General features: G+C 60.5%; 24 protein-coding genes. 13 read left to right on the forward strand and 11 right to left on the reverse strand.

Annotated elements, in window-relative coordinates:
* The first annotated feature begins 138 nt into the window (after positions 1-138).
* The 3 genes from eno (at position 139) to ispD (ending at position 2582) form a co-directional block, all read left to right on the forward strand.
* On the forward strand, positions 139-1428 hold the full coding sequence (gene eno, locus ABWL43_RS06435) for a phosphopyruvate hydratase (RefSeq protein WP_106577156.1): 1290 nt from the start codon (positions 139-141) through the stop codon (positions 1426-1428).
* A 171-nt stretch (positions 1429-1599) separates the two neighbouring features.
* Positions 1600-1878 (forward strand): cell division protein FtsB, encoded by a 279-nt coding sequence (gene ftsB / locus ABWL43_RS06440; protein WP_016974420.1) that lies wholly within the window; start codon positions 1600-1602, stop codon positions 1876-1878.
* Positions 1875-2582 (forward strand): 2-C-methyl-D-erythritol 4-phosphate cytidylyltransferase, encoded by a 708-nt coding sequence (gene ispD, locus ABWL43_RS06445; protein ID WP_242194279.1) that lies wholly within the window; start codon positions 1875-1877, stop codon positions 2580-2582. The genes ftsB and ispD overlap by 4 nt, the downstream gene beginning before the upstream one ends.
* Before the next feature lie 111 nt (positions 2583-2693).
* Here ispD and ABWL43_RS06450 read toward each other — a convergent pair whose 3' ends face one another.
* Positions 2694-3590: a LysR substrate-binding domain-containing protein gene (locus ABWL43_RS06450; protein ID WP_262207028.1), complete on the reverse strand. Its 897-nt coding sequence runs from the start codon at positions 3588-3590 to the stop codon at positions 2694-2696.
* A 109-nt stretch (positions 3591-3699) separates the two neighbouring features.
* Between ABWL43_RS06450 and ABWL43_RS06455 the strand changes: the two genes are divergently transcribed.
* From ABWL43_RS06455 to rpoS, 8 genes are all read left to right on the forward strand, one after another.
* A complete protein-coding gene (locus tag ABWL43_RS06455) occupies positions 3700-4812 on the forward strand; it encodes an S-(hydroxymethyl)glutathione dehydrogenase/class III alcohol dehydrogenase (protein ID WP_025855143.1) in 1113 nt (370 codons plus the stop codon).
* Positions 4813-4901: 89 nt separating this feature from the next.
* Positions 4902-5747 (forward strand): S-formylglutathione hydrolase, encoded by an 846-nt coding sequence (fghA, locus tag ABWL43_RS06460; protein ID WP_404487231.1) that lies wholly within the window; start codon positions 4902-4904, stop codon positions 5745-5747.
* A 54-nt stretch (positions 5748-5801) separates the two neighbouring features.
* Entirely contained in the window at positions 5802-6275 is a 474-nt protein-coding gene (gene ispF, locus ABWL43_RS06465) for a 2-C-methyl-D-erythritol 2,4-cyclodiphosphate synthase (protein ID WP_012722614.1), read from the forward strand.
* A complete protein-coding gene (gene truD, locus ABWL43_RS06470; RefSeq protein WP_404487233.1) occupies positions 6272-7330 on the forward strand; it encodes a tRNA pseudouridine(13) synthase TruD in 1059 nt (352 codons plus the stop codon). Before ispF ends, truD begins: the two co-directional genes overlap by 4 nt.
* Positions 7318-8067: a 5'/3'-nucleotidase SurE gene (gene surE, locus ABWL43_RS06475; RefSeq protein ID WP_145161904.1), complete on the forward strand. Its 750-nt coding sequence runs from the start codon at positions 7318-7320 to the stop codon at positions 8065-8067. Before truD ends, surE begins: the two co-directional genes overlap by 13 nt.
* Positions 8068-8108: 41 nt before the next feature.
* The gene (locus ABWL43_RS06480) at positions 8109-8744 is read left to right on the forward strand and encodes a protein-L-isoaspartate(D-aspartate) O-methyltransferase (protein ID WP_169850588.1); all 636 of its coding nucleotides are present in this window, start codon (positions 8109-8111) and stop codon (positions 8742-8744) included.
* 209 nt (positions 8745-8953) lie between these two features.
* The gene (locus ABWL43_RS06485) at positions 8954-9790 is read left to right on the forward strand and encodes a peptidoglycan DD-metalloendopeptidase family protein (protein ID WP_353188763.1); all 837 of its coding nucleotides are present in this window, start codon (positions 8954-8956) and stop codon (positions 9788-9790) included.
* A 106-nt stretch (positions 9791-9896) separates the two neighbouring features.
* On the forward strand, positions 9897-10907 hold the full coding sequence (rpoS, locus tag ABWL43_RS06490) for an RNA polymerase sigma factor RpoS (RefSeq protein ID WP_016974430.1): 1011 nt from the start codon (positions 9897-9899) through the stop codon (positions 10905-10907).
* Between the two features lie 205 nt (positions 10908-11112).
* Here the strand turns inward: rpoS and ABWL43_RS06495 are convergent, their stop codons facing one another.
* Positions 11113-11322: a cold-shock protein gene (locus tag ABWL43_RS06495; protein WP_002554837.1), complete on the reverse strand. Its 210-nt coding sequence runs from the start codon at positions 11320-11322 to the stop codon at positions 11113-11115.
* A gap of 389 nt (positions 11323-11711) precedes the next feature.
* Here ABWL43_RS06495 and dcd point away from each other — a divergent pair, with 389 nt between their 5' ends.
* Positions 11712-12278, forward strand: coding sequence for a dCTP deaminase (gene dcd / locus ABWL43_RS06500; RefSeq protein WP_106577147.1), 567 nt, complete (start codon positions 11712-11714; stop codon positions 12276-12278).
* A gap of 107 nt (positions 12279-12385) precedes the next feature.
* Positions 12386-12586, forward strand: coding sequence for a hypothetical protein (locus tag ABWL43_RS06505; protein ID WP_106577146.1), 201 nt, complete (start codon positions 12386-12388; stop codon positions 12584-12586).
* Between the two features lie 30 nt (positions 12587-12616).
* On the opposite strand, the gene pdeM is transcribed toward ABWL43_RS06505, so the two are convergent.
* The 9 genes from pdeM to ABWL43_RS06550 form a co-directional block, all read right to left on the reverse strand.
* Complete coding sequence (gene pdeM, locus ABWL43_RS06510) at positions 12617-13267, reverse strand: ligase-associated DNA damage response endonuclease PdeM (protein ID WP_404487236.1); 651 nt, start codon at positions 13265-13267, stop codon at positions 12617-12619.
* Positions 13267-15747: a ligase-associated DNA damage response DEXH box helicase gene (locus ABWL43_RS06515; protein ID WP_369300799.1), complete on the reverse strand. Its 2481-nt coding sequence runs from the start codon at positions 15745-15747 to the stop codon at positions 13267-13269. Before ABWL43_RS06515 ends, pdeM begins: the two co-directional genes overlap by 1 nt.
* Positions 15748-15804: 57 nt before the next feature.
* Positions 15805-16569, reverse strand: coding sequence for an ABC transporter ATP-binding protein (locus ABWL43_RS06520; RefSeq protein WP_106577143.1), 765 nt, complete (start codon positions 16567-16569; stop codon positions 15805-15807).
* A gap of 13 nt (positions 16570-16582) precedes the next feature.
* Positions 16583-17701, reverse strand: a complete 1119-nt coding sequence (locus ABWL43_RS06525) for a succinylglutamate desuccinylase/aspartoacylase family protein (RefSeq protein ID WP_404487237.1) — start codon at positions 17699-17701, stop codon at positions 16583-16585.
* Between the two features lie 9 nt (positions 17702-17710).
* Positions 17711-18421: an ABC transporter permease gene (locus tag ABWL43_RS06530; protein WP_145161917.1), complete on the reverse strand. Its 711-nt coding sequence runs from the start codon at positions 18419-18421 to the stop codon at positions 17711-17713.
* Positions 18418-19146, reverse strand: a complete 729-nt coding sequence (locus tag ABWL43_RS06535) for an ABC transporter permease (RefSeq protein WP_106577140.1) — start codon at positions 19144-19146, stop codon at positions 18418-18420. Before ABWL43_RS06535 ends, ABWL43_RS06530 begins: the two co-directional genes overlap by 4 nt.
* Before the next feature lie 59 nt (positions 19147-19205).
* The gene (locus ABWL43_RS06540; protein ID WP_106577139.1) at positions 19206-19985 is read right to left on the reverse strand and encodes a transporter substrate-binding domain-containing protein; all 780 of its coding nucleotides are present in this window, start codon (positions 19983-19985) and stop codon (positions 19206-19208) included.
* 311 nt (positions 19986-20296) lie between these two features.
* A complete protein-coding gene (locus tag ABWL43_RS06545) occupies positions 20297-21931 on the reverse strand; it encodes an ATP-dependent DNA ligase (RefSeq protein WP_404487238.1) in 1635 nt (544 codons plus the stop codon).
* Positions 21928-22932, reverse strand: coding sequence for a ligase-associated DNA damage response exonuclease (locus ABWL43_RS06550; RefSeq protein ID WP_145161921.1), 1005 nt, complete (start codon positions 22930-22932; stop codon positions 21928-21930). Before ABWL43_RS06550 ends, ABWL43_RS06545 begins: the two co-directional genes overlap by 4 nt.
* Positions 22933-23074: the final 142 nt, after the last annotated feature.

The following is a 23074-nucleotide window of genomic DNA, read 5'->3' on the forward strand; positions in this document are numbered from 1 at the left end:
CTTTCCCTCGCTTTACGCTCAGGCCTGCGGGCCTGAGCCTTGTCGCCTGCAAGCCTGCCCCGTTGTTCCACCCTTGCGGTCGGTCAAAAGATTTCCTTCAGCTGCGTCGTTTTCGTCAACTTTGGAGTGTTTACAACAATGGCAAAAATCGTCGACATCAAAGGTCGTGAAGTTCTCGACTCCCGTGGCAACCCTACCGTCGAAGCCGACGTGCTCCTCGATAATGGCATCATCGGCAGCGCCTGCGCGCCGTCCGGTGCTTCCACAGGTTCCCGCGAAGCACTGGAACTGCGTGATGGCGACAAGAGCCGTTACCTGGGCAAGGGTGTACTCAAGGCTGTAGCCAACATCAACGGCCCGATCCGTGACCTGTTGCTGGGCAAGGACCCGCTGGACCAGAAAGCCCTGGACCACGCGATGATCAAGCTCGACGGCACCGAAAACAAAGGCAGCCTGGGCGCCAACGCGATCCTCGCCGTGTCCCTGGCAGCTGCCAAGGCCGCCGCACAGGACCAGGACCTGCCGCTGTACGCACACATCGCCAACCTGAACGGCACCCCGGGTGTTTACTCGATGCCGGTGCCGATGATGAACATCATCAACGGTGGCGAGCACGCTGATAACAACGTCGACATCCAGGAATTCATGGTGCAGCCGGTTGGCGCCAAGACCTTCTCCGAAGGCCTGCGCATGGGCACCGAGATTTTCCACCACCTCAAAGCTGTGCTGAAGGCCCGTGGCCTGAGCACTGCCGTGGGTGACGAAGGTGGTTTCGCACCGAACCTGGCGTCCAACGAAGATGCACTCAAAGTGATCTCCGAAGCCGTGGCCAATGCGGGCTACAAGCTGGGCACCGATGTGACCCTGGCCCTGGACTGCGCCGCCAGCGAGTTCTACGAAGACGGCAAGTACAACCTGTCCGGTGAAGGCCACGTGTTCACCTCCGAAGGTTTTGCCGACTACCTCAAAGGCCTGACCGAACGCTACCCGATCATCTCCATCGAAGACGGCCTGGACGAGTCCGACTGGGCTGGCTGGAAAGTCCTCACCGACAAGATCGGCGAAAAAATCCAACTGGTCGGCGACGACCTGTTCGTGACCAACACCAAGATCCTGAAAGAAGGCATCGACAAAAAGATCGCCAACTCGATCCTGATCAAGTTCAACCAGATCGGCACCCTGACCGAAACCCTGGAAGCCATCCAGATGGCCAAGGCTGCGGGCTACACCGCCGTGATCTCCCACCGCTCCGGCGAAACCGAAGACTCGACCATTGCCGACCTGGCCGTGGGCACCTCGGCTGGGCAGATCAAGACCGGTTCCCTGTGCCGTTCGGACCGCGTTTCCAAGTACAACCAATTGCTGCGTATCGAAGAGCAATTGGCAGGTAAAGCCAAGTACAACGGTCGCAGCGAGTTTCGCGGCTGATTGTTAAATGGTAAAAGGTCAGCGGATTACGTCGGAAAAATCACGGCAGCGTGAATTTCGACGCTAATCTCATGGCTAACAAGCACAAGCCTGGTTCATCCAGGCTTCGTGCTATCAGTTGCTTCAAAAGTTTTGCATGGCTGTCTTTTTTTACTGGATACCCGGATTTCGATGCGCAGTCCCAATTGGTTGTTCCTCGTCTTGCTCTTGTTGCTGGCTGGCCTGCAGTACCGCCTATGGGTGGGTAATGGCAGCTTTGCGCAGGTGAAAGAGTTGACCCAGCAAATTGCCGACCAGCACGCCGAGAACGAACGCCTGCTGGAGCGCAACCGCGTCCTCGATGCCGAAGTGCTTGAGTTGAAAAAAGGCACAGAGACCGTTGAAGAACGGGCGCGTCATGAGCTGGGCATGGTGAAAGATGGCGAAACCCTCTACCAGTTGGCCCAATGAGTAGTGTGTTACCGGCCTTCTGGGCCGTGATTCCTGCCGCGGGCGTTGGTGCCCGTATGGCTGCGGACCGTCCCAAGCAATACTTGCAATTGGGCGGGCGCACAATTCTCGAACACAGCCTCGGCTGTTTTCTCGACCATCCAGGCCTCAAAGGGCTGGTAGTCAGTTTGGCTGTCGATGACCCTTATTGGCCGAACCTGCCTTGCGCCAACGACCCACGCATCGTGCGTGCGGACGGCGGTGACGAGCGCTCGGGCTCGGTACTCAATGCGCTGTTGCAACTCAATGCGCTGGGTGCCAGCGATGATGATTGGGTGCTGGTGCATGACGCCGCGCGGCCTAACCTCAGCCGTGATGACCTCGATAACCTGTTATCAGAACTGTCGGATGATCCCGTCGGCGGGCTGCTGGCCGTGCCCGCTCGTGACACGCTCAAGCGCGTCGACAAGCACGCACGTGTGGTCGAAACCGTTGACCGCAGCCTGATCTGGCAAGCTTATACGCCGCAGATGTTTCGCCTCGGCGCTTTGCATCGAGCGTTGGCTGATAGCTTGGTGGCGGACGCCGTCATCACCGACGAAGCCTCGGCAATGGAATGGTCCGGCCAGGCGCCGCGCCTGATTGAAGGGCGTTCGGACAATATCAAGGTGACCCGGCCCGAAGACCTGGAGTGGTTACGGTTGCGGTGGGCGAACCGCAGGTAGTCAGTTAAACCGCGTCGACTTCATCGCAGGCACGCCAACTTCCACAGTTGAAACGCGATTAGCTGTGGGAGCCGGGCTTGCCTGCGATGAGGCCCAGGCAGGCGCTCCAAATTATGCGCTGTACTCCGGCCGCTCGGCCAACCCCTCCTTCAAGAAATCCACCAGCTTTCTGACCTTCGGCGATAAATGCCGCTGCTGTGGATACAGCGCCCACACCGCCGTGTTCGGCGGCTGATGCGCTTCCAGCAACGACACCAGCGCGCCAGTGTGCAAGTGCTCAAGCACGTAATAGTCCGGCAACTGGCACAGCCCAACCCCTTGCAACGCCGCATCCAGAACTGCCTGCCCACTGTTGCAGCGCCAGTTTCCCTGCACCCGCTGGGAAAATTCGCGCCCGTCCTGGGCCAGTTGCCAGATATCCGAGCTGCCGATCAGGCAGTTATGCCGAGTTAATTCCGACAGACTGTGTGGCCGACCATACCGCGCCAGGTAGGAAGGTGACGCGCACAGGTACATGCGCCGCGGGGCCAGGCGACTGGCGACCATGCGCGAGTCTTGCAGGCGGCCCAGGCGGATCGCCAGGTCGAGGCCTTCATGCACCAGGTCCAGCTGGCGATTGCTCAACTCGATATCCACGCGCAATTGCGGGTAGAGGCCCATGAATCGTGTGACCAGCGGCACGATAAAGCGCTCGCCGTAAGCCACCGCGCAGGTCATGCGCAACATGCCCTTGGGTTCACTGGCGAGGTCGCCGACGGCGCGCAATGCTTCTTCGCGACCGTCCTGCAAGCGTTGGCAGTGTTGCAGGAAGGTCTGGCCGGCTTCGGTCAGCGTCACCTTGCGCGTGCTGCGATAGAGCAGCCGGGTTTGCAGCCGTTCTTCCAGGCGCGCCACCTGCCGGCTGATGTGCGACGAAGACACGCCAAGTCGCTCGGCCGCCGCGGTGAATTGGCTGCACTCGGCCACCGCAACAAACTCGTCGATGCCTTCCCAGCGGTTCTCCAGCATGGTGATTATCCCTGTACAGCAATAAAGTTTTGCTTTCGCTCGGATTATTAATCAATGGGCCATGTTTTACACTCAGCGCTTCAGTTTTTAATTTCCTGGAGAAACCCGGATGATCAAGTCCCGCGCCGCTGTAGCCTTCGAAGCGAAAAAGCCCCTTGAGATCGTCGAAGTCGATGTCGCCATGCCCAAGGCCGGCGAGGTGCTGCTGCGGGTGGTCGCGTCCGGCGTGTGCCATACCGACGCGTACACGTTGTCGGGCGCCGACCCGGAAGGCATCTTTCCGTCGATCCTCGGCCATGAAGGTGGCGCGGTGGTTGAAGCAATCGGCGAGGGCGTGACTTCGGTAGCCGTCGGCGACCACGTGATCCCGCTGTACACGCCGGAATGCGGCAAGTGCAAATTCTGCCTGTCGGGCAAGACCAACCTGTGCCAGGCCATTCGGTCCACTCAGGGCAAAGGCCTGATGCCGGATGGCACCACACGTTTCTCCTACAAGGGTCAGCCGATTTTCCACTACATGGGTACCTCGACCTTCTCCGAGTACACCGTGCTGCCGGAAATCTCCGTGGCAAAAATCCCTAAAGAAGCGCCGTTGGAAAAGGTCTGCCTGCTCGGTTGCGGCGTCACCACCGGCATCGGTGCGGTGATCAACACGGCCAAGGTCAAGCCAGGCGATACCGTGGCGATCTTCGGCCTCGGCGGTATCGGCCTGTCGGCCGTGATCGGCGCGGTGAAGGCCAAGGCGGGTCGCATCATCGCCATCGACATCAACCCGGCCAAGTTCGAAATCGCCAAGCAACTGGGCGCCACCGACTGCATCAACCCGAAAGACTACGACCGCCCCATCCAGGACGTGATCGTCGACTTGACCGACGGCGGCGTGGACTTTTCCTTCGAGTGCATCGGCAATGTGCAACTGATGCGCGCGGCGCTCGAGTGCTGCCACAAGGGTTGGGGCGAGTCGGTGATCATTGGTGTGGCCGGCGCAGGCCAGGAAATCGCCACCCGCCCATTCCAGCTGGTGACTGGGCGCGTCTGGCGCGGTTCGGCGTTCGGCGGCGTGCGTGGCCGTACCGAATTGCCAAGCTACGTTGAAATGGCCCAGACCGGCGAGATCCCGCTCGACACGTTTATCACCCACACCATGGGCCTGGAAGACATCAACAAAGCGTTTGACCTGATGCATGAAGGCAAGAGCATTCGTACCGTCATTCACTTTTGAAGCAGCTGCAAGTTGCACGCTATAGGCTGCAAAAAGGTGAACGCCCGCCTGCAGCCTGAAGTTTGCCGCTTGCCGCTGGGAGCATTCCCATGACCCTGGAAAATATCTCCTGCCAAAAGAGTTTTGGCGGCTGGCATAAACGCTACAAACACAGCTCCAACGTGCTCGGTTGCGACATGACCTTTGCTGTCTACCTGCCGCCGCAAGCGGAGCAGGGCGGCAAGCTGCCGGTGGTGTACTGGCTGTCCGGCTTGACCTGCACCGACGAAAACTTCATGCAAAAAGCCGGTGCCCAGCGTGTGGCCGCCGAGCTGGGGTTGATCATCGTTGCTCCGGACACCAGCCCGCGTGGGCCCGGTGTGCCGGGCGACCCTGACAATGCCTGGGATTTTGGCCTGGGGGCCGGCTTCTACCTGAATGCCACACAGGAACCTTGGGCCAAGCACTATTGGATGCATGACTACGTGGTGCAGGAATTGCCTGCGTTGGTTGAAGCGCATTTCCCTGCATCGGCAAAGCGCGGCATCAGCGGCCACTCCATGGGCGGCCACGGGGCGTTGGTGTGTGCCTTGCGCAACCCTGGGCGCTATCAATCGGTGTCGGCGTTTTCGCCGATCAACAACCCGATGGATTGCCCGTGGGGCCAGAAGGCCTTCTCGCGTTATTTGGGCGAAGAACGCTCGAAATGGCGTGAATGGGACGCCTGCGCGCTGATCAGCGAGGCCTCGCAAAAGCTGCCATTGCTGGTGGATCAGGGCGACCGCGACGATTTCCTCGCCGTGCAACTCAAGCCCGAGGCCCTGCAGCAAGCGGCCAAGGCGGCCAACCATCCGCTCGAACTGCGCCTGCAACCCGGCTACGACCACAGCTACTTCTTTATCGCCAGCTTCATCGAAGATCATTTGCGACATCATGGGCGTGCTTTGCTCGGTTAATGTGAGGCAAAAGTAGGTAGAATCACGCCCTGAATTAAATCGGGGCGTTTTTTTATGCGTATTGGCCACGGCTACGATGTGCACCGTTTCGCTGAAGGCGATTTCATCACCTTGGGCGGCGTGCGCATTGCACACCACCACGGGCTGCTCGCTCATTCCGACGGCGACGTTGTATTGCACGCCTTGAGCGATGCCTTGCTCGGCGCAGCGGCGCTGGGCGATATCGGCAAGCACTTCCCAGACACCGACCCTACCTTCAAGGGGGCGGACAGCCGCGTCCTGCTGCGCCATGTGGTCGGCCTGATCCACGCCAAGGGCTGGAAGGTCGGGAATGTCGACAACACCATCGTGGCCCAGGCACCGAAAATGGCCCCGCATATCGAATCGATGCGCGCACTGATTGCCGCGGATCTGCAAATTGAATTGGATCAAGTCAACGTGAAAGCCACCACCACCGAAAAACTCGGGTTTACCGGACGGGAAGAGGGCATCGCGGTGCACTCCGTTGCCTTGTTGCTGCGCGCATGAATGACTTGCAACTGTTGGGCCCGCGGGCCTACGGCGAGGCTTTGGGCAGCGCGGTATTAAAAGCGACGGCTGAAGATTTCCAGGTAGACGAAGTGCTGGATATTCCGCTGACCGGCGACGGCGAGCACTTGTGGCTGTGGGTTGAAAAGCGCGGCTTGAATACCGAAGAAGCCGCGCGGCGCATCGCCAAGGCCGCCGGCGTGCCGCTGCGCACCGTCAGCTATGCCGGGCTCAAGGATCGCCAGGCGTTGACGCGCCAGTGGTTCAGCGTGCAACTGCCGGGCAAGGCCGATCCGGACATGAGCGCTGCGCAGAACGACACCCTCAAAATCCTCAAGATGGCCCGTCACAAACGCAAGCTGCAGCGTGGCGCGCATTCGGCCAACGGCTTTACCCTGCGCCTGACCCAATTGGCTGGCGACACCGCCGCCATCGACACGCGTTTGCAGCAGATTGCCCAGCGCGGCATCCCCAACTACTTCGGCGCCCAGCGCTTCGGCCACAACGGCGGCAACGTGGCGGACGCGCGTGAATGGGCGGCCCGCAAGGCCTTGCCGGAGCAGCGCAATGTGCGCTCGCGGCTGCTGTCTACCGCGCGTAGTTTTCTCTTCAATAAAGTCCTGGCGGCACGTGTTGCAGACGGTTCCTGGCAGCGCGCCCAGGTCGGCGACTTGCTGGCGTTTACTGACAGCCGCAGTTTTTTCCCGGCGGGGGAGGCTGAATGCAGCGACCCGCGCCTGGCGATTCTGGACCTGCACCCGACGGGGCCGCAGTGGGGCGAAGGCGATTCGCCGGCGTCGGGGGCAACCTTCGCGCTGGAACAGGCAATCGCCGACGGTGAAGCCGACCTGCGCGATTGGCTGGTGAATGCCGGCATGAGCCAGGAACGTCGCATTCTGCGACTGCCCATTGGCGGGTTGACGTGGCATTATCCCTCGCTGGACATTCTGCAACTGGAATTCGTCCTGCCGGCCGGATGCTTCGCCACTGTCTTGGTGCGCGAGCTTGTTGATCTGGTGCCGGTGGGGCAGACGGACAGCCCATGCGTATTCTGATATCAAACGATGATGGTGCCACCGCACCCGGCCTTGCCGCGCTTTATGCTGCGCTGGAAGATTACGCCGAGTGTGTGGTGGTTGCCCCGGACCAGGACAAGAGCGGCGCCAGCAGTTCGCTGACGCTCGACCGTCCGTTGCACCCGCAGGTTCTGGCCAATGGCTTTATCAGCGTGAACGGTACGCCCACCGATTGCGTGCACCTGGCGATCAACAGCTTGTTGGCGCAGGAGCCGGACCTGGTGGTGTCGGGCATCAACCTCGGCGCCAACCTGGGCGATGACGTGCTGTATTCCGGTACGGTGGCGGCGGCGCTTGAAGGGCGTTTCCTGGGCCGCACCTCGTTCGCCTTTTCCTTTGCCTCGCGGCAGTTGGATAACCTGGCGACGGCGGCGTATTTCGCCCGCAAACTGGTGGAGGCCCACGGGTCCCTGGACCTGCCGCCGCGCACAGTGCTCAACGTCAACATCCCTAACTTGCCCCTCGACCATATTCGCGGCATCCAACTGACGCGCCTGGGCCATCGCGCCCGAGCGGCCGCGCCCCTGAAAGTGGTCGATCCGCGCGGCAAGGAAGGTTATTGGATTGCGGCAGCCGGCGACGCCGAGGACGGTGGCCCTGGCACAGACTTTCATGCGGTGATGCAAGGTTATGTATCGATTACCCCGTTGCAGCTTGATCGCACTTTCAGTGATGCCTTCAGTAGTCTCGATGGCTGGCTCGAGGGGCTGCGTTGATGGCGCGTGAACAAGACGACCTGCTGCGCCGTGGCATCGGGATGACCTCGCAGCGTACCCGCGAGCGTTTGATCCAGCGCCTGTACGAAGAAGGGCTGTCGAACGCCCAGGTGCTGGAAGTCATCCGGCGTACACCACGCCACCTGTTTGTCGACGAAGCCCTGGCGCATCGGGCCTATGAAGACACCGCATTGCCCATCGGCCACAACCAGACCATTTCGCAGCCTTATATGGTCGCGCGCATGAGTGAGCTGTTGCTGGCGGCGGGGCCGTTGGACAAGGTGCTGGAGATCGGCACCGGTTCGGGCTACCAGACTGCCGTGCTGTCGCAACTGGTGGAGCGGGTGTTCTCGGTGGAGCGCATCAAGGTCCTGCAGGACCGCGCCAAGGAGCGTCTGGTGGAGCTCAACCTGCGTAACGTGGTGTTTCGCTGGGGCGATGGCTGGGAAGGCTGGCCGGCGCTGGCGCCGTATAACGGCATCATCGTTACCGCCGTTGCTACCGATGTACCGCAGGCGTTGCTGGATCAACTGGCACCTGGCGGGCGGTTGGTTATCCCGGTGGGCTCCGGCGAAGTGCAACAATTGATGCTCATTATCCGGGAAGACGAAGGCTTTTCCCGGCACGTACTGGGCGCCGTGCGCTTTGTACCGTTGCTCAATGGCCCGCTGGCCTGATCATTTATTCGCAAACAGTGAATTCTGTGGGTGGGGATGTGTCTTACAGCGGGGCTTATAGAGTCAACATGATGGGAAACCGGGTTTAAACATGATGAATTTTTCGTTTCAGTCGTGTGCCGGTAAAAATCCAATGCCCAGTTATACTTGCGTCATATTTCAAGCCTGATACAGGCGTTCATGTTCAGCCACCACAAAGGGAGCGGCGGGTGAGTCTCACAGGTCCTGCGCAGCGTATGAGTAAAACAAGCTTTCAGCGACTGGTGCTTGGCCTTGTCTTGAGTTCCTTATTGGCGGCCTGTTCGAGCACGCCATCGAGCGGTGCACGGGTGGTTGACCGCAATAAAGCAGCGCCGCAAAAACCGACGGTCACCACCGGGCAGTATGTAGTGCGAAAGGGGGACACGATGTTCTCGATCGCCTTCCGTTACGGCTGGGATTACAAGGCGCTCGCAGCTCGTAACAATATTCCTGTGCCCTATACGATACATCCAGGTCAGACCATTCGTTTCGATGGGCGCACCGGTTCAACGCCTACGACAGTTGTGACAAATTCCGGATCTTCGCCGTCGTCCTCGAGCAAAACCACGATCATTACCCGGCCTGCAGGCACCGCCGCGCCTACCGTTGCGAGCAAACCGGCGCCTGCGCCGTTGCCGCCTGCAGGGCCTGCCCCGACCGGTTGGGGATGGCCTTCAAACGGGGTGTTAATTGGAAAATTCTCTTCAAACGGTAGTTTGAATAAAGGCATTGATATCGCCGGGGATTTGGGACAGCCTGTTTTAGCTGCGTCTGATGGGACAGTGGTGTACGCCGGGAGTGGTTTGCGGGGCTACGGCGAACTGGTCATCATCAAACACAGCGATACCTACGTCAGTGCTTACGGTCACAACCGCAGGCTGTTGGTTCGGGAGGGGCAGCAAGTCAAAGTCGGACAGACAATTGCCGAAATGGGGTCAACTGGTACAGACCGGGTGAAACTGCACTTTGAGATTCGCCGCCAAGGGAAACCTGTAGATCCGCTGCAATTCCTTCCCCGTCGTTGATGTGTTGCACAGCCTGTTCCCTCACGTAGAAGGAACAGGCTCCAGCGTTGCCAAGGATAGAGGCGTCGCTTGAGCTTGAGGTCGAACTCACCAAAGGACTATAACAATGGCTCTCAGTAAAGAAGCGCCGGAGTTTGACATCGACGATGAGGTTCTCCTTGAAATGGAGATACTCACCGAAAAGGAATCGATGTCGAATGATGAAGGGTCTGCTACACCTTCAGTTCGCACCAAATCCAAGAACTCCACCGCGTTAAAGCAACACAAGTACATTGACTACACGCGGGCGCTCGACGCAACGCAGCTGTACCTCAATGAAATCGGCTTTTCCCCTCTGCTCACTCCCGAAGAAGAAGTCCATTTTGCGCGCTTGTCGCAAAAAGGCGATCCGGCTGGGCGCAAACGCATGATTGAAAGTAACTTGCGCCTGGTGGTGAAAATCGCCCGACGCTACGTCAATCGTGGGCTGTCGCTGTTGGACCTGATCGAGGAGGGTAACCTGGGCTTGATCCGGGCGGTGGAGAAGTTCGACCCTGAGCGGGGCTTCCGCTTTTCGACCTATGCCACTTGGTGGATTCGTCAGACCATCGAACGGGCGATCATGAATCAGACCCGCACGATCCGGTTGCCGATCCATGTGGTCAAGGAGCTCAACGTCTACCTGCGGGCGGCGCGTGAGCTGACACAAAAACTCGATCATGAACCTTCGCCTGAAGAGATCGCCAACCTGCTGGAAAAGCCGGTAGGCGAGGTTAAGCGCATGCTCGGCCTGAACGAGCGCGTGTCTTCGGTCGATGTCTCGCTGGGTCCGGATTCGGATAAAACCCTGCTGGACACCCTGACGGATGATCGTCCGACGGATCCTTGCGAACTGTTGCAGGACGATGATCTTTCCCAAAGCATTGACCAGTGGCTGTCTGAGCTCACGGACAAGCAGCGTGAAGTGGTGATTCGCCGCTTCGGCCTGCGCGGCCATGAGAGCAGTACCCTGGAGGACGTAGGCCTGGAGATCGGTCTGACTCGTGAGCGGGTGCGGCAGATCCAGGTAGAGGGCCTCAAGCGCTTGCGTGAGATCCTGGAGAAGAATGGCTTATCGAGTGAGTCGTTGTTCCAATAAGTGACGCGGGACTAAGTGTGGGAGCGGGCTTGCTCGCGAATGCGGAGTGTCAGTCGACAGATGTGCCGACTTATCCATCGCATTCGCGAGCAAGCCCGCTCCCACATTTTTTGTGCCCGGCATTACGTCTGCGTGAGGATCAAATTACGGGCATAAAAAAACCCCGCTTTTGAGGGCGGGGTTTTTTCGACTAAGTCAGTACAAGTTAGATAACTTGAACTTCTTCAGCTTGCATGCCTTTCTGACCGCGGGTAGCGATGAAAGAAACCTGTTGGCCTTCTTTCAGGCTTTTGAAGCCGTCGGATTGGATAGCTTTGAAGTGAACGAACAGGTCGTCACCGGATTGTGGAGTGATGAAGCCGAAGCCTTTTTCATCGTTGAACCACTTAACGGTACCAGTTTGGCGATTAGACATGGTGTATCTCCTTGGACAAAGTTAACTGCGACTCAGGAAAAGCCCTGGCCGAGACTGAGTGCAAAGAGCAGGAAAAATTCTTGGAGATGGTTGGATCGAAATTCAACATATCGTGTAGAGATTCTCAGTGACACAAGCAGCACAGTGGCGCCACCTTAACCCTTTTTCCGGAACGTGCCAATGGTATTTCCGAAGGTTTCTCTATTTTCGTGACTGGCGGTGGTATTTACAGTCACAGGGGACCGCACTATAAGCCCCGGCCCTGTTGGCTGCGGCTTGCAGCAGCCGGTGCATTCATCAAGAAAAGCCCCGCGCCCTTTGAACCCCGCAGCCGGCCCCGGTAAGATGCCCAACAGAATTTTTCAACCTCGCTATTCAGGACACCCGCCATGAGCATCAAATCGGACAAGTGGATTCGCCGCATGGCGCAAGAGCACGGCATGATCGAACCGTTCGTTGAACGCCAGATCCGTGGCGCCGGCGACGCTCCGGTGATTTCGTACGGTGTTTCCAGCTATGGCTACGACGTGCGTTGCGCCGATGAATTCAAGGTGTTCACCAATATCAACTCGGCGATTGTCGACCCGAAGAACTTCGACGAGAAGAGCTTCGTCGACGTCAAGAGCGACGTGTGCATCATCCCGCCAAACTCCTTCGCCCTGGCGCGCACTGTGGAGTTTTTCCGCATCCCGCGTGACGTGCTGACCATCTGCCTGGGTAAAAGCACCTACGCGCGCTGCGGCATTATCGTCAACGTGACGCCGCTTGAGCCCGAGTGGGAAGGTCACGTGACCCTGGAGTTCTCCAACACCACCACGTTGCCGGCCAAGATCTACGCCAATGAAGGCGTGGCACAGATGCTGTTCCTGCAGTCCGACGAGGCTTGTGAAGTCTCCTACAAGGACCGCGCCGGCAAGTATCAGGGCCAGCGTGGCGTCACACTCCCACGCGCTTGATCGAAAGGTCTTACACGTTAAGGGAATTAGTCTGCGGGAAGTGACTCTATTGGGTGTACTGCCTCGGTGCGTGCAAAACGCGCCGAGCCACGCTTGAGGAGTACTTTATGAAGATCGACCCGCGAATCAGCGCCGAACTCGCCCGGCTTGAACCCAACCAGATTGGTGTTCTGGCCTGGTCCCTGATGGCCGACCCTGCGTATGCAGGCGGCATCCCTGGTCAACCTGATCAAGATTGGCCGCAACCGCCCACCGAGCCTGGTGAACCGACGCTCCCCGATGAGCCGCCACCCGCGCCTGTCGCCTGATCGTTCAGGGCAGGAGACATGGCCGGTTCTTCAGCACACCGGCCATACGTCCTCATCGCCGATCACAAAGATCTGCCGATCGTCGCGCTGTTCCACTGAATAACCCCCGGTAAAGGCGCCAAACGCCGGCAGTAGGCTGATCTGCGACCCGAGCTGAAAGCACGGCAGGCGCAAGCTCTGCCGGCCCCGGCCGCGCAATCGATAGACCGGGTGCACGTGCCCCGCCAGTACATGGTGGCTGGCATGCGCGTCCGGTTCGTGTTGCAGGGCGAACGGCCCCATCAGCAAAGGCTCTGGCACCACCTCAATGCCCAAGTCGGCCGGTGGGTCACCTGCGCGTTTATCGTGATTGCCGCGAATCAGCGTCAGGCTCAGGTCGCGATTGCGCTCACGCCAGGCTCTCAAGGCGCTCAGCGTGCCGCTGGCGTGAGAGCCGGGGCCGTGCAGGAAGTCACCGAGAAAGATCACCTGCTCGCACGGCAAGGCCGATAACAGCCGGTCCAGGCGTTGCAGGTTTTCAGTCGTGGTGCCTTGGGGCACCGGTTGCCCAAGGCTGCGGTAGGCGGAGGCTTTGCCAAAATGCACGTCGGCAATCAGCAGGCACCGACGTGAGGGCCAGTACACGGCCTTTTCCGGCAGCAGCCACAGCTCTTCTCCCTCAAGCATTACCGAACAGTGCATCAGCGTTTCCCGTTATCTGCGACTTTTTCCAGGTCCTTGACCATCCGTGCAATGCGCTCCGAAAGTTTCTCCGAACTCATGCTCTCGCGCATCCGCTCAACCAGCAGTGGGAAGGCCAGCGGTGTAGGCCGTTCGATCAGGTGCAGGTCCAGTTTCAGCGCGGCCAGATGGCGCAATGTCTGTTCCAGCCGACGAATATCCAACTCATCACGCAGGACTTCTTCCCCCGCCTGGGTCAGCAGCAGGTTCTGCGGGTCATATTGCTTGAACACTTCAAAAAACAACCCGCTGGAGGCCTGAACCTGCCGCGTGCTTTTTGGCGCACCGGGGTAACCTGCGAACACCAGCCCGGCGATGCGCGCGATCTCGCGAAAGCGCCTAAGGGCCAGTTCCCCGGCATTCAGGCTGGCTATAACGTCGGTCAGCAAATTTTGCGGACTCAACAACGCTTCGTTCAGCAGCAATGGCCAATCCACCGGCGTGGCACTCAACAGCTCCAGCCCGTAATCATTCACCGCAATCGAAAAGGTCACCGGCTGCTGTTGGCTGACCCGCCACGCCAGCAGGCTGGCCAGGCCCAGATGCACTTGGCGTCCGGCGAAGGGGTAAAGAAACACGTGCCATCCCTCCCGCGACTTCAGGGCTTCGGCCAGCAAATGCGTGCGCGTCGGCAGGCCCGACCAGCGCAACTGGGTTTGCAGCAAGGGTTGCACCGCCTGCATTTCCGGGCCGTCAAAATGCCCGTGCGCCGCCGCATCAAAACGCTCGACCACCGCCTGCGCCAGCTCGTTGGAAAGCGGCATGCGCCCGCCATTCCAACGCGGCACGGCGGCCCTTTTCGCGGTGCTGCGACGCACGTAAGCAGTCATGTTTTCCACGCGCACCAGTTCCAGCAAACGCCCGGCAAACAGGAAACCATCACCGGGTTTGAGCCGTGCGATAAAGCCTTCCTCGACACTGCCCAGGTTCTTGCCACCGCCGCCCTTGCTCCAGAATTTCAGCTGGATACTCGCGTCACTGACGATGGTGCCTACGCTCATGCGATGGCGCCGCGCCAGGCGTGCATCCGGCACGCGCCACACGCCGTGCTCATCGGGCTCCACGCGGCGGTAATCCGGGTAAGCCGTCAGCGACAATCCGCCATGGCGCACAAAACCCAACGCCCAGGCCCAGTCGGCTTGCGTGAGGTCACGGTAAGCCCAGGCCCCGCGCACTTCCGCCAGCAGCGCGTCCGGCGTAAAGCCTCCGCCCAGCGCCATGCTCACCAAATGCTGTACGAGCACGTCCAGCGGCTTGTAAGGCGATTCACGGGCTTCGATGCGCCGTTGGGCGATCGCGTCCTGGGCGGCGGCCGCTTCCACCAGCTCCAGGCTGTGGGTCGGCACCAGCGTCACCCGGGACGGCCGCCCTGGTGCGTGGCCGGAGCGTCCGGCGCGCTGCATCAAGCGCGCCACGCCTTTGGCCGAGCCGATTTGCAGCACGCGCTCCACCGGCAGAAAATCCACGCCCAAGTCCAGGCTGGAGGTGCACACCACCGCTTTGAGCTGGCCGTCTTTCAAGGCTCGCTCCACCCAGTCGCGCGTTTCGCGCGAGAGTGAGCCGTGGTGCAGCGCGATCACGCCCGCCCAATCCGGGCGCGCCTCGAGCAACGCCTGGTACCAGATCTCCGACTGCGCCCGCGTATTGGTGAACACCAGGCAACTGCTGCTGGAGTCAACTTCGGCGACGACTTGCGGCAACATCTTCAAACCAATATGCCCGGCCCAGGGAAAACGCTCGGTGGTAGGCGGTAACAAGGTATCAACCTGCAGCGTTTTGGCCGTTTGCCCCTGCACGTTGATCCCGCCACCTTGTGGGACCAAAACCTCCAGTGCGTGAGCCTGATTACCCAACGTCGCCGAAATTCCCCACACCATCAGTTCCGGATGCCAACGCCGCAAGCGCGCCAGCGCCAGTTGCAGCTGCACGCCACGCTTGTTGCCGATCAGTTCATGCCATTCATCCACGATGACCATGCGCAAGTGCGCCAGGCTCGATTCACTGTCGGCACGCGCCAGCATCAACGTAAGACTTTCCGGCGTGGTAACCAGCGCGGTGGGCTGGCGGCGGGTTTGGCGTGCGCGTTCGCTGCTGCTGGTATCGCCGGTGCGCAGGCCGACGCTCCAGGGAATCTGCAGGGCCGCCAGCGGCGCTTCAAGGGCGCGTGCAGTGTCGGCGGCCAGCGCGCGCATGGGTGTAATCCACAGCACCGTCAGCGGCTCAGCCGGCGGTTTGCGTTTGCCGGTGGCGGGCGGGCGAGTGATGGCGAAACGGTTGAGGGCGGCAAACCACAGTGCATAGGTTTTACCCGCGCCGGTGCTGGCATGCAGCAAGCCTGACTGACCCTGCTTGACCGCCGCCCATACCGCTTTCTGAAAGGCGAACGGTTTCCAGCCCTTGGCGGCAAACCAGTTTTTTGCGAAGTCGAGGGGTTTTGCCATGGATGGGCTGACGCTCTGGAGGCTCTCATTCAGAGACCCTCCAGGCGCCGCAAAGGTTTACTTCAAATTGCCGCTCAAAAACTGCTGCAGGCGCTCGCTCTTCGGATTGCCCAGCACATCCGCAGGCGCACCTTGCTCTTCCACCAGGCCCTTGTGCAGGAACAGCACCTGGCTCGACACCTTGCGCGCAAAGCTCATTTCGTGGGTGACCATGATCATGGTGCGGCCTTCCTCGGCCAGCCCCTGGATCACCTTCAATACTTCACCGACCAGCTCCGGGTCGAGGGCCGAGGTCGGCTCGTCGAACAGCATCACCTCCGGCTCCATGGCCAGGGCGCGGGCGATGGCCACCCGTTGCTGTTGGCCACCAGACAAAAACGCCGGGTATTGATCGGCCACGCGCGCCGGCAAGCCGACTTTGTCGAGGTAGCGACGGGCGCGGTCTTCGGCGTCCTTCTTGCTGCAACCCAGCACCCGACGCGGCGCCATGGTGATGTTTTCCAGCACGCTCATGTGGCTCCACAGGTTGAAATGCTGGAACACCATCGCCAGCCGTGTGCGCAGGCGTTGCAGCTCGGCGTCGTCGGCCACGCGCATGCCGTGGCGGTCGCTGACCATGCGGATTTGCTGGCCGTCGAGGGTCATCGCGCCGTCGTTGGGGGTTTCCAGAAAGTTGATGCAGCGCAAAAAGGTGCTTTTGCCCGAACCGCTGGCGCCGATCAAACTGATCACATCACCGGTCTTGGCCTTGAGCGAGACACCTTTGAGCACTTCATTGTCGCCATAGCTTTTATGCAGGCCTTCAACGGTCAATTTGTACATGGGGCGTGCATCCTCAAGGCGAAAGTAGGTAGCCGCTGCGGTAGGCTTCATGGCCTGCGACATGGCTGATCACCATGCCGGCCGTGGCCATGCGCCGCAGCGAACGGGCGTAAAGCAGGCCGGCGCTTTTACAGTGCACGGGCGTTACGCGGTCAGTAAGGGGGTCGATGATTTCGGCGATCAATTGCCCGGCTTCCAGGTATTCACCGGGCAAGGCGCTGAAGACCAGCAAACCGCCAACGGGCGTGGTCACAGGCTCGACGCCCGCCAGTGGGGTGGCCGGGTAGGGCAATGGGGGCAGTGGCGCCGCGGTGCCTTCAATCGCGCCGAAGTGGATCAGGTAGTCGATGATCGCCTGGCAGTCGAGGCGGGCCAGGCCGTGGTTGACGTCGCCCTGGCCGCGCAGCTCGACGGTCACCGAAAAGCTGCCCATGGGAATCGGGAAGCGCTCGCCAAAGCGTTGCTGCAACTGCCACCACACCAGGGTGAAACATTCATCGAAGGACTGCCCGCCGGAATCGGTGGCAAGCAAGTTGGCTTCCGAGCCGATGTAGCGTGCCAGCGGCTCCACCTGCGGCCAGGCTTCGGGCGTGGTGTACAAGTGCGCCACGGCTTCGAAGTCGCAATGCAGGTCAAGCACCATGTCGGCATCGCAGGCCAGGCGTTGCAGCACCAGGCGTTGGGATTGCAACTGGGTGTCGGCCGATTGCCGGGCGAGGGCATTGGACAGCGCGGCACGGATCAAACGGGCGTTGTGCTGCGCGTCATCCCCCAGCAAATACTCGACCTGGTTACCCACCTCTTCACTGAGGTCGACAAACCGGCGGTTGAAATTCTGTCCGCTTTCCAGCTCGTAGCGGCCCAGCGGAATATCCATCAACACTTGCTCCAGGCCCACCGGGTTGGCAATTGGCACCAACACGATTTCGCTGCGCAGCCTGCCGGCCGCCGCCAACTCGGCGAGGCGGGCCTTGAGGTGCCAGGCCACCAGCATGCCCGGCAGTTCGTCGGCATGCAGCGATGACTGGATGTAGACCTTGCCTTCAGCCTGTTCCGGGCCGAAGTGGAAACTGTGAATCTGCCGCGCCGTGCCTGGCACCGGCGCGATCAGATCATGTACCTGATGACGCATGACGACTCCTTAATGGCTCGGCCCGAGAAAGGCCAGCCAGCGGCGCTCCGCCAGACGAAACAGCCCGACCAGCGCAAAGGTCACGGTCAGGTAGATCAGCGCAGCGATGCCAAATGATTGAAAGGTCATGTACGTGGCCGAGTTGGCGTCCCGGGCCACCTTGAGAATGTCCGGCACCGTCGCGGTGAATGCCACGGTGGTCGAGTGCAGCATCAGGATCACTTCATTGCTGTAGTACGGCAACGAGCGGCGCAGCGCCGACGGCATGATCACATAGGCATAGAGCTTCCAGCCGCTCAGGCCGTAAGCCTTGGCTGCCTCGACTTCGCCATGCGCCATGCTGCGGATCGCCCCGGCAAAAATCTCGGTGGTGTAGGCGCAGGTGTTCAGGGCGAAGGCGAGGATGGTGCAGTTCATCGCATCCCGAAAGAACGCGTCCAGCACCGGTTGCGCCCTTACGGCCGCAATGCTGTAGATCCCGGTGTAGCAGATCAGCAGCTGGATATAGAGCGGCGTGCCGCGAAACAGGTAGGTGTAAAACTGCACCGGCCAGCGGATGTAGCGTTTGCGCGACACGCGGGCGATGGACAGCGGGATCGACACCACAAAGCCAATCACCAGCGCTGCGCTGAGCAGCCACAGGGTCATTGCCAGCCCGGTGATGTGCTGGCCGTCGCTATAAAGGAAGGGGCGCCAGTATTGCTGCAGAAGTTCGATCATCGCACGGCCTCCCGGGACCCAGCGGAGTAACGGCGCTCAAGCCAGCGCAGGACGACATTGGACGCGCTGGTGATCAGCAGGTAGATCAACGCGGCGATGACCAGGAAGTAAAACAGTTGGTAGGTGCTCTTGCCGGCGTCTTGAGCGGCCTTGACCAGGTCCGCCAGGCCGATGATCGACACCAGCGCCGTGGCCTTGAGCATCACCATCCAGTTGTTGCCGATGCCCGGCAGGGCAAAGCGCATCATCTGCGGGAAGGTCACGAAGCGAAACCGCTGCCCGCGCGTGAGCCCGTAGGCGGTCGCCGCTTCCAGCTGGCCCCGCGGCACGGCGAGGATCGCACCGCGAAAGGTCTCGGTGAAGTAGGCACCGTAGATGAAGCCCAGGGTGATAACCCCAGCGCTGAATGGGTCTATCTCGATGTAGTCCCATTCCATGAAGTCGGTAAAACCGGTCAGCCAGATTTGCAGGCTGTAGAAAATCAGCAACATCAGCACCAGGTCAGGCACGCCGCGAATCAAGGTGGTGTAGAGCTGGGCGGGGACGCGGATCAGGCTGACGCTGGACAGTTTCGCGCTGGCGCCGAGCAAGCCGAGCAGGACGCTGACGGCCAGGGAGGCGACCGACAGTTTCACGGTCATCCACGTACCTTGCAGCAACAGCGGGCCGAACCCCTTCAAACTGAAGGCACTCAGCCCCAGGGTTTGCAAAAGATCTTCAAACATGAATTCAGGACCTATGGCGATAAAAAAGCGCCCACCTCAAACAGGTGGGCGCCAGGGTGTTATTTACCGCTGTACAGGTTCAGATCGCCGAAGTGTTTCTTCTGGATGGTGGCGTAGGTGCCATCATCGTGTAACGCTTTGATACCTTTATCGAGCAAGGCCTTGAGGTCTTTGTTACCTTTTTTGATACCGACCGCCGTTTTGGATGGCAGCAATGGGTCGTCGATGGCCTTGCTGACTTCGTAGTCAGCGCCTGCCGGCGACTTCAAAAAGCCCAGTTCGGCTTGCAGCATGTCTTGCACCGAAGCGTCGAGACGACCGGACGTCAGGTCGGCATACACCTGGTCCTGGTTGGCGTAGGCCTTGGTGGTCACGCCGGCTTTGTCCAGCACCGCCTTGGCGTAGGCTTCCTGGATGGTGCCTTGCTCGTAGCCCACGGTTTTGCCCTTGAGGGACTCAGGCGTGGAGAAGTTCGCGCCTTTTTTGAACACCAGGGACGTCGGGCCGGAGAACAGCTCGTTGGAGAAGTCGATCGCCTTTTCACGGGCTTCGGTCACGGTCATCGAGGAAATCACGCCGTCGAACTTGTTGGCGTTCAGGCCTGGAATCATGCCGTCGAAGTCACTTTCAACCCACTTGCACTTGACCTTCAGCTCGGCGCAGATCGCATTGCCCAGGTCGATATCGAAGCCTACCAGGCTGCCGTCAGCGGCCTTGGATTCGAACGGCGCGTAGGAAGGATCGACACCAAAACGCAATTCCTTGTATTCCTTGGCTGTGGCAACACCAGCAGCCATGCACAGAGCCAGTGCAGAAAGGGTCAGCAATGCTTTTTTCATTATGTAATCCCTGGAAACCAAGATAAGCGCTTGTGGCGCGTTTAGGACTGTTACTGAACGGTGTCAGACGGATCACGAGTAGCAATTTCTGCACCATAGTTCCGAATGACTGTTTTAAAAGGTGGGATAAGGGAGATGAGAGTGTAGGAGATGCCCGAAAATGGGCATTGATTTTTCAGTGCACCATTTTGGATCTTGACGCGAATCAGACGTGGGAGCGGGCTTGCTCGCGAATGCGGCGGGTCAGTCAATTCATCTGTCACTGGCCCACCGTATTCGCGAGCAAGCCCGCTCCCACATGAGGATGTATTTCAGGTCAGGAGGTCCTGCAGCGTGGCCAGGTTGTCCGCCTCATCCACCGCCTTATCCTGGCGCCACCGCAGCATTCTGGGAAACCGCACCGCAATCCCGCTCTTGTGGCGCTTGGACAGGGCTATCCCTTCAAACCCCAGCTCAAACACCATGCTCGGCGTCACACTGCTGACCGGCCCGAATTTCTCCACCGTGGTTTTGCGCACAATCGCGTCGACCTTGCGCATTTCCTCGTCAGTCAGGCCTGAATAGGCCTTCGCAAACGGCACCAGCGTGCGTTCGGTGCCGGGCGGGCCGTCCCACACCGCAAAGGTGTAGTCGCTATACAGGCTGGCGCGGCGCCCATGGCCACGTTGGGCGTAAATCAACACCGCGTCGACGCTGAACGGGTCGACTTTCCATTTCCACCACACGCCCATGTCCTTGGTGCGGCCCACGCCGTACAGGCCGTCCTTGGCCTTGAGCATCATGCCTTCCACGCCCAACTGGCGAGAGGCCTCGCGTTGCTGCGCAAGGTCTGCCCAAGAGGTACCCGTCAGCGAAGGAGATGGCAGCAGCACAGGCTGGTTGCACTGAGCAATCACCTGCTCGAGTTGGGTGCGGCGTTCGGCCTGGGTGTGATTGCGCCAATCGTCGCCCTCGAACTCCAGCAGGTCGTAGGCGAGGACGGCGACCGGTGCATCTTCAAGCACCTTTTTGCTCAAGGTCTTGCGGCCGATACGCTGTTGCAGCAGCGCAAAGGGTTGCACTGCGTCCTTCCACACCACGATTTCGCCGTCGATCACCGTGCCATCCGGCAGGCCGCTGACCAGGCTGTGCAGTTCGGGAAAACGCTCGGTGACCAGCTCTTCGCCCCGCGACCAGACCCACAGCCGGCCTTCACGCTTGACCAGCTGCGCGCGAATGCCGTCCCACTTCCATTCCACCTGCCAGTCGGCGGGAGAGCCGAGCAGGGCGTCGAATTGCTCCACCGGCTGCGACAACCCATGGGCCAGAAAAAACGGATAAGGCTGCCCGCCGCGTTGCGCGTGTTCGTCGGACGATTCGGCAGCGATCAGCTTGAGGTAGCCTTCAGGCGTAGGGCGATTGGACAGGTCGGTGTAGCCCACCAGGCGTTGCGCCACGCGCTTGCTGTCGAGGTCGGCCATCGCGGCGAGGGCGCGGGTGACCAGCAGTTTGGACACGCCGACGCGAAAGCTGCCGGTGATCAATTTGATACAGACCATCAGGCTCGGCTGATCCAACTGGGCCCACAGTGCGGGCAGGCGTTCGGCGAGTTCCAGAGGCGGCACACCCCGCAGGGGCAGCAGCTTTTCTTCGAGCCACACCGCCAGGCCATCTTCCGAGGTGTAGGTGGATTCGGGTAACAGCAGGGAAATGGTTTCGGCCAAATCGCCGACCGACTGGTAGCTCTCTTCAAATAACCACGGTTCGATACCTGAGGCTTCGGTGGCCATGTCGCGCAGCAGGCGCGTGGGCACCAGTTGCCGAGGCCGCCCGCCGGACAGGAAATACACGGCCCACGCTGCATCGTCGGGCGGGGCTTGGCGAAAGTACGCCTGCAACGCGGCGAGCTTGGCATTGCTGGACGTGGTGGCGTCGAGGTTGGCGTACAACTCGGCGAAGGCTTTCATGCGCTGGCCTCCTCTTCGTCATCGCCGTATTCGGTGGTGAAACCCTGGGCATCCAGGCCTTTTTCCCGCAGGTGACGCACCAGAACGCCGACAGAACCGTGGGTGACCATCACCCGCTCGGCGCCGGTCTGCTCGATGGCCCACAACAGCCCCGGCCAATCGGCGTGGTCCGAGAGCACAAAGCCACGGTCCACACCGCGCCGCCGCCGCGTACCGCGCAGGCGCATCCAGCCGCTGGCGAACGCGTCGCTGTAGTCGCCGAAACGCTTGATCCAACTGCTTCCGCCTGCGGACGGCGGGGCGATGATCAGCGCTTGGCGCAGCAACGGGTCGGTCTTTTTGAAGTCGCCGGCGTAGAGGGTTTCGGGGATGTAGATGCCGGCTTCGCGGTACACGCGGTTCAAGGGTTCGACCGCGCCATGGCTGAGGATCGGGCCAATGCTGGCGTCGATGCCATGCAGGATGCGCTGGGCCTTGCCGAACGAATAACAGAACAACACGCTGGCCTTGCCGGCGGCGATATTGGCCTGCCACCAGTCATTGATCCCGGCGAAAATCTGCGCCTGGGGCTGCCAGCGGTAGATCGGCAGGCCGAACGTGGATTCGGTAATAAAGGTGTGGCAGCGCACCGGTTCGAAGGGTGCGCAGGTGCCGTCGGGCTCGACTTTGTAGTCGCCGGAGGCGACCCAGACTTCGCCCTGGTATTCCAGCCGCACCTGGGCTGAACCCAGCACGTGCCCGGCAGGGTGAAAACTCAGGGTCACGCCGTGGTGCACGAGTTTTTCGCCATAGGCCAGGGTTTGCAGATTGATGTCCTGGCCCAGGCGCGAGCGCAAGATGCCTTCACCGGGCGCGGCGGCCAGGTAGTGCTCGTTGCCGGTGCGGGCGTGGTCGCCGTGGGCGTGGGTGATGACCGAGCGTTCCACCGGCCGCCATGGGTCGATGTAAAAATCTCCGGCGGGGCAGTAGAGGCCTTCGGGCCGGGCGATGACAAGGTCCATGGGCGTGCCGGGGGCGATGGGCTTATCAGGTATGAGGGGACGGTGGGGCGAGAAGTTCTATCGGAATGCATAAGGTCAATGTGGGAGCGGGCTTGCTCGCGAAGGCGGTGGTTCAGCCAACTATTCAGTGACTGATCGACCG

The sequence above is a fragment of the Pseudomonas sp. HT11 genome (assembly GCF_044875395.1).
Classification (GTDB): Bacteria; Pseudomonadota; Gammaproteobacteria; order Pseudomonadales; family Pseudomonadaceae; genus Aquipseudomonas.

Excerpts from the sequence above, each read along its gene's own strand:
- surE (WP_145161904.1), top strand. The coding sequence starts at position 7,318 with ATGCGTATTCTGATATCAAACGATGATGGTGCCACCGCACCCGGCCTT.
- dcd (WP_106577147.1), top strand. The coding sequence starts at position 11,712 with ATGAGCATCAAATCGGACAAGTGGATTCGCCGCATGGCGCAAGAGCAC.
- fghA (WP_404487231.1), top strand. The coding sequence starts at position 4,902 with ATGACCCTGGAAAATATCTCCTGCCAAAAGAGTTTTGGCGGCTGGCAT.
- ispD (WP_242194279.1), top strand. The coding sequence starts at position 1,875 with ATGAGTAGTGTGTTACCGGCCTTCTGGGCCGTGATTCCTGCCGCGGGC.
- ABWL43_RS06545 (WP_404487238.1), bottom strand. The coding sequence starts at position 21,931 with ATGAAAGCCTTCGCCGAGTTGTACGCCAACCTCGACGCCACCACGTCC.
- ABWL43_RS06540 (WP_106577139.1), bottom strand. The coding sequence starts at position 19,985 with ATGAAAAAAGCATTGCTGACCCTTTCTGCACTGGCTCTGTGCATGGCT.
- ABWL43_RS06520 (WP_106577143.1), bottom strand. The coding sequence starts at position 16,569 with ATGTACAAATTGACCGTTGAAGGCCTGCATAAAAGCTATGGCGACAAT.
- ABWL43_RS06450 (WP_262207028.1), bottom strand. The coding sequence starts at position 3,590 with ATGCTGGAGAACCGCTGGGAAGGCATCGACGAGTTTGTTGCGGTGGCC.
- truD (WP_404487233.1), top strand. The coding sequence starts at position 6,272 with ATGAATGACTTGCAACTGTTGGGCCCGCGGGCCTACGGCGAGGCTTTG.
- ABWL43_RS06505 (WP_106577146.1), top strand. The coding sequence starts at position 12,386 with ATGAAGATCGACCCGCGAATCAGCGCCGAACTCGCCCGGCTTGAACCC.
- pdeM (WP_404487236.1), bottom strand. The coding sequence starts at position 13,267 with ATGCACTGTTCGGTAATGCTTGAGGGAGAAGAGCTGTGGCTGCTGCCG.
- ABWL43_RS06455 (WP_025855143.1), top strand. The coding sequence starts at position 3,700 with ATGATCAAGTCCCGCGCCGCTGTAGCCTTCGAAGCGAAAAAGCCCCTT.
- ABWL43_RS06515 (WP_369300799.1), bottom strand. The coding sequence starts at position 15,747 with ATGGCAAAACCCCTCGACTTCGCAAAAAACTGGTTTGCCGCCAAGGGC.
- ABWL43_RS06495 (WP_002554837.1), bottom strand. The coding sequence starts at position 11,322 with ATGTCTAATCGCCAAACTGGTACCGTTAAGTGGTTCAACGATGAAAAA.
- ABWL43_RS06525 (WP_404487237.1), bottom strand. The coding sequence starts at position 17,701 with ATGCGTCATCAGGTACATGATCTGATCGCGCCGGTGCCAGGCACGGCG.
- ispF (WP_012722614.1), top strand. The coding sequence starts at position 5,802 with ATGCGTATTGGCCACGGCTACGATGTGCACCGTTTCGCTGAAGGCGAT.
- ftsB (WP_016974420.1), top strand. The coding sequence starts at position 1,600 with ATGCGCAGTCCCAATTGGTTGTTCCTCGTCTTGCTCTTGTTGCTGGCT.
- ABWL43_RS06480 (WP_169850588.1), top strand. The coding sequence starts at position 8,109 with ATGACCTCGCAGCGTACCCGCGAGCGTTTGATCCAGCGCCTGTACGAA.
- rpoS (WP_016974430.1), top strand. The coding sequence starts at position 9,897 with ATGGCTCTCAGTAAAGAAGCGCCGGAGTTTGACATCGACGATGAGGTT.
- eno (WP_106577156.1), top strand. The coding sequence starts at position 139 with ATGGCAAAAATCGTCGACATCAAAGGTCGTGAAGTTCTCGACTCCCGT.
- ABWL43_RS06530 (WP_145161917.1), bottom strand. The coding sequence starts at position 18,421 with ATGATCGAACTTCTGCAGCAATACTGGCGCCCCTTCCTTTATAGCGAC.
- ABWL43_RS06535 (WP_106577140.1), bottom strand. The coding sequence starts at position 19,146 with ATGTTTGAAGATCTTTTGCAAACCCTGGGGCTGAGTGCCTTCAGTTTG.
- ABWL43_RS06550 (WP_145161921.1), bottom strand. The coding sequence starts at position 22,932 with ATGGACCTTGTCATCGCCCGGCCCGAAGGCCTCTACTGCCCCGCCGGA.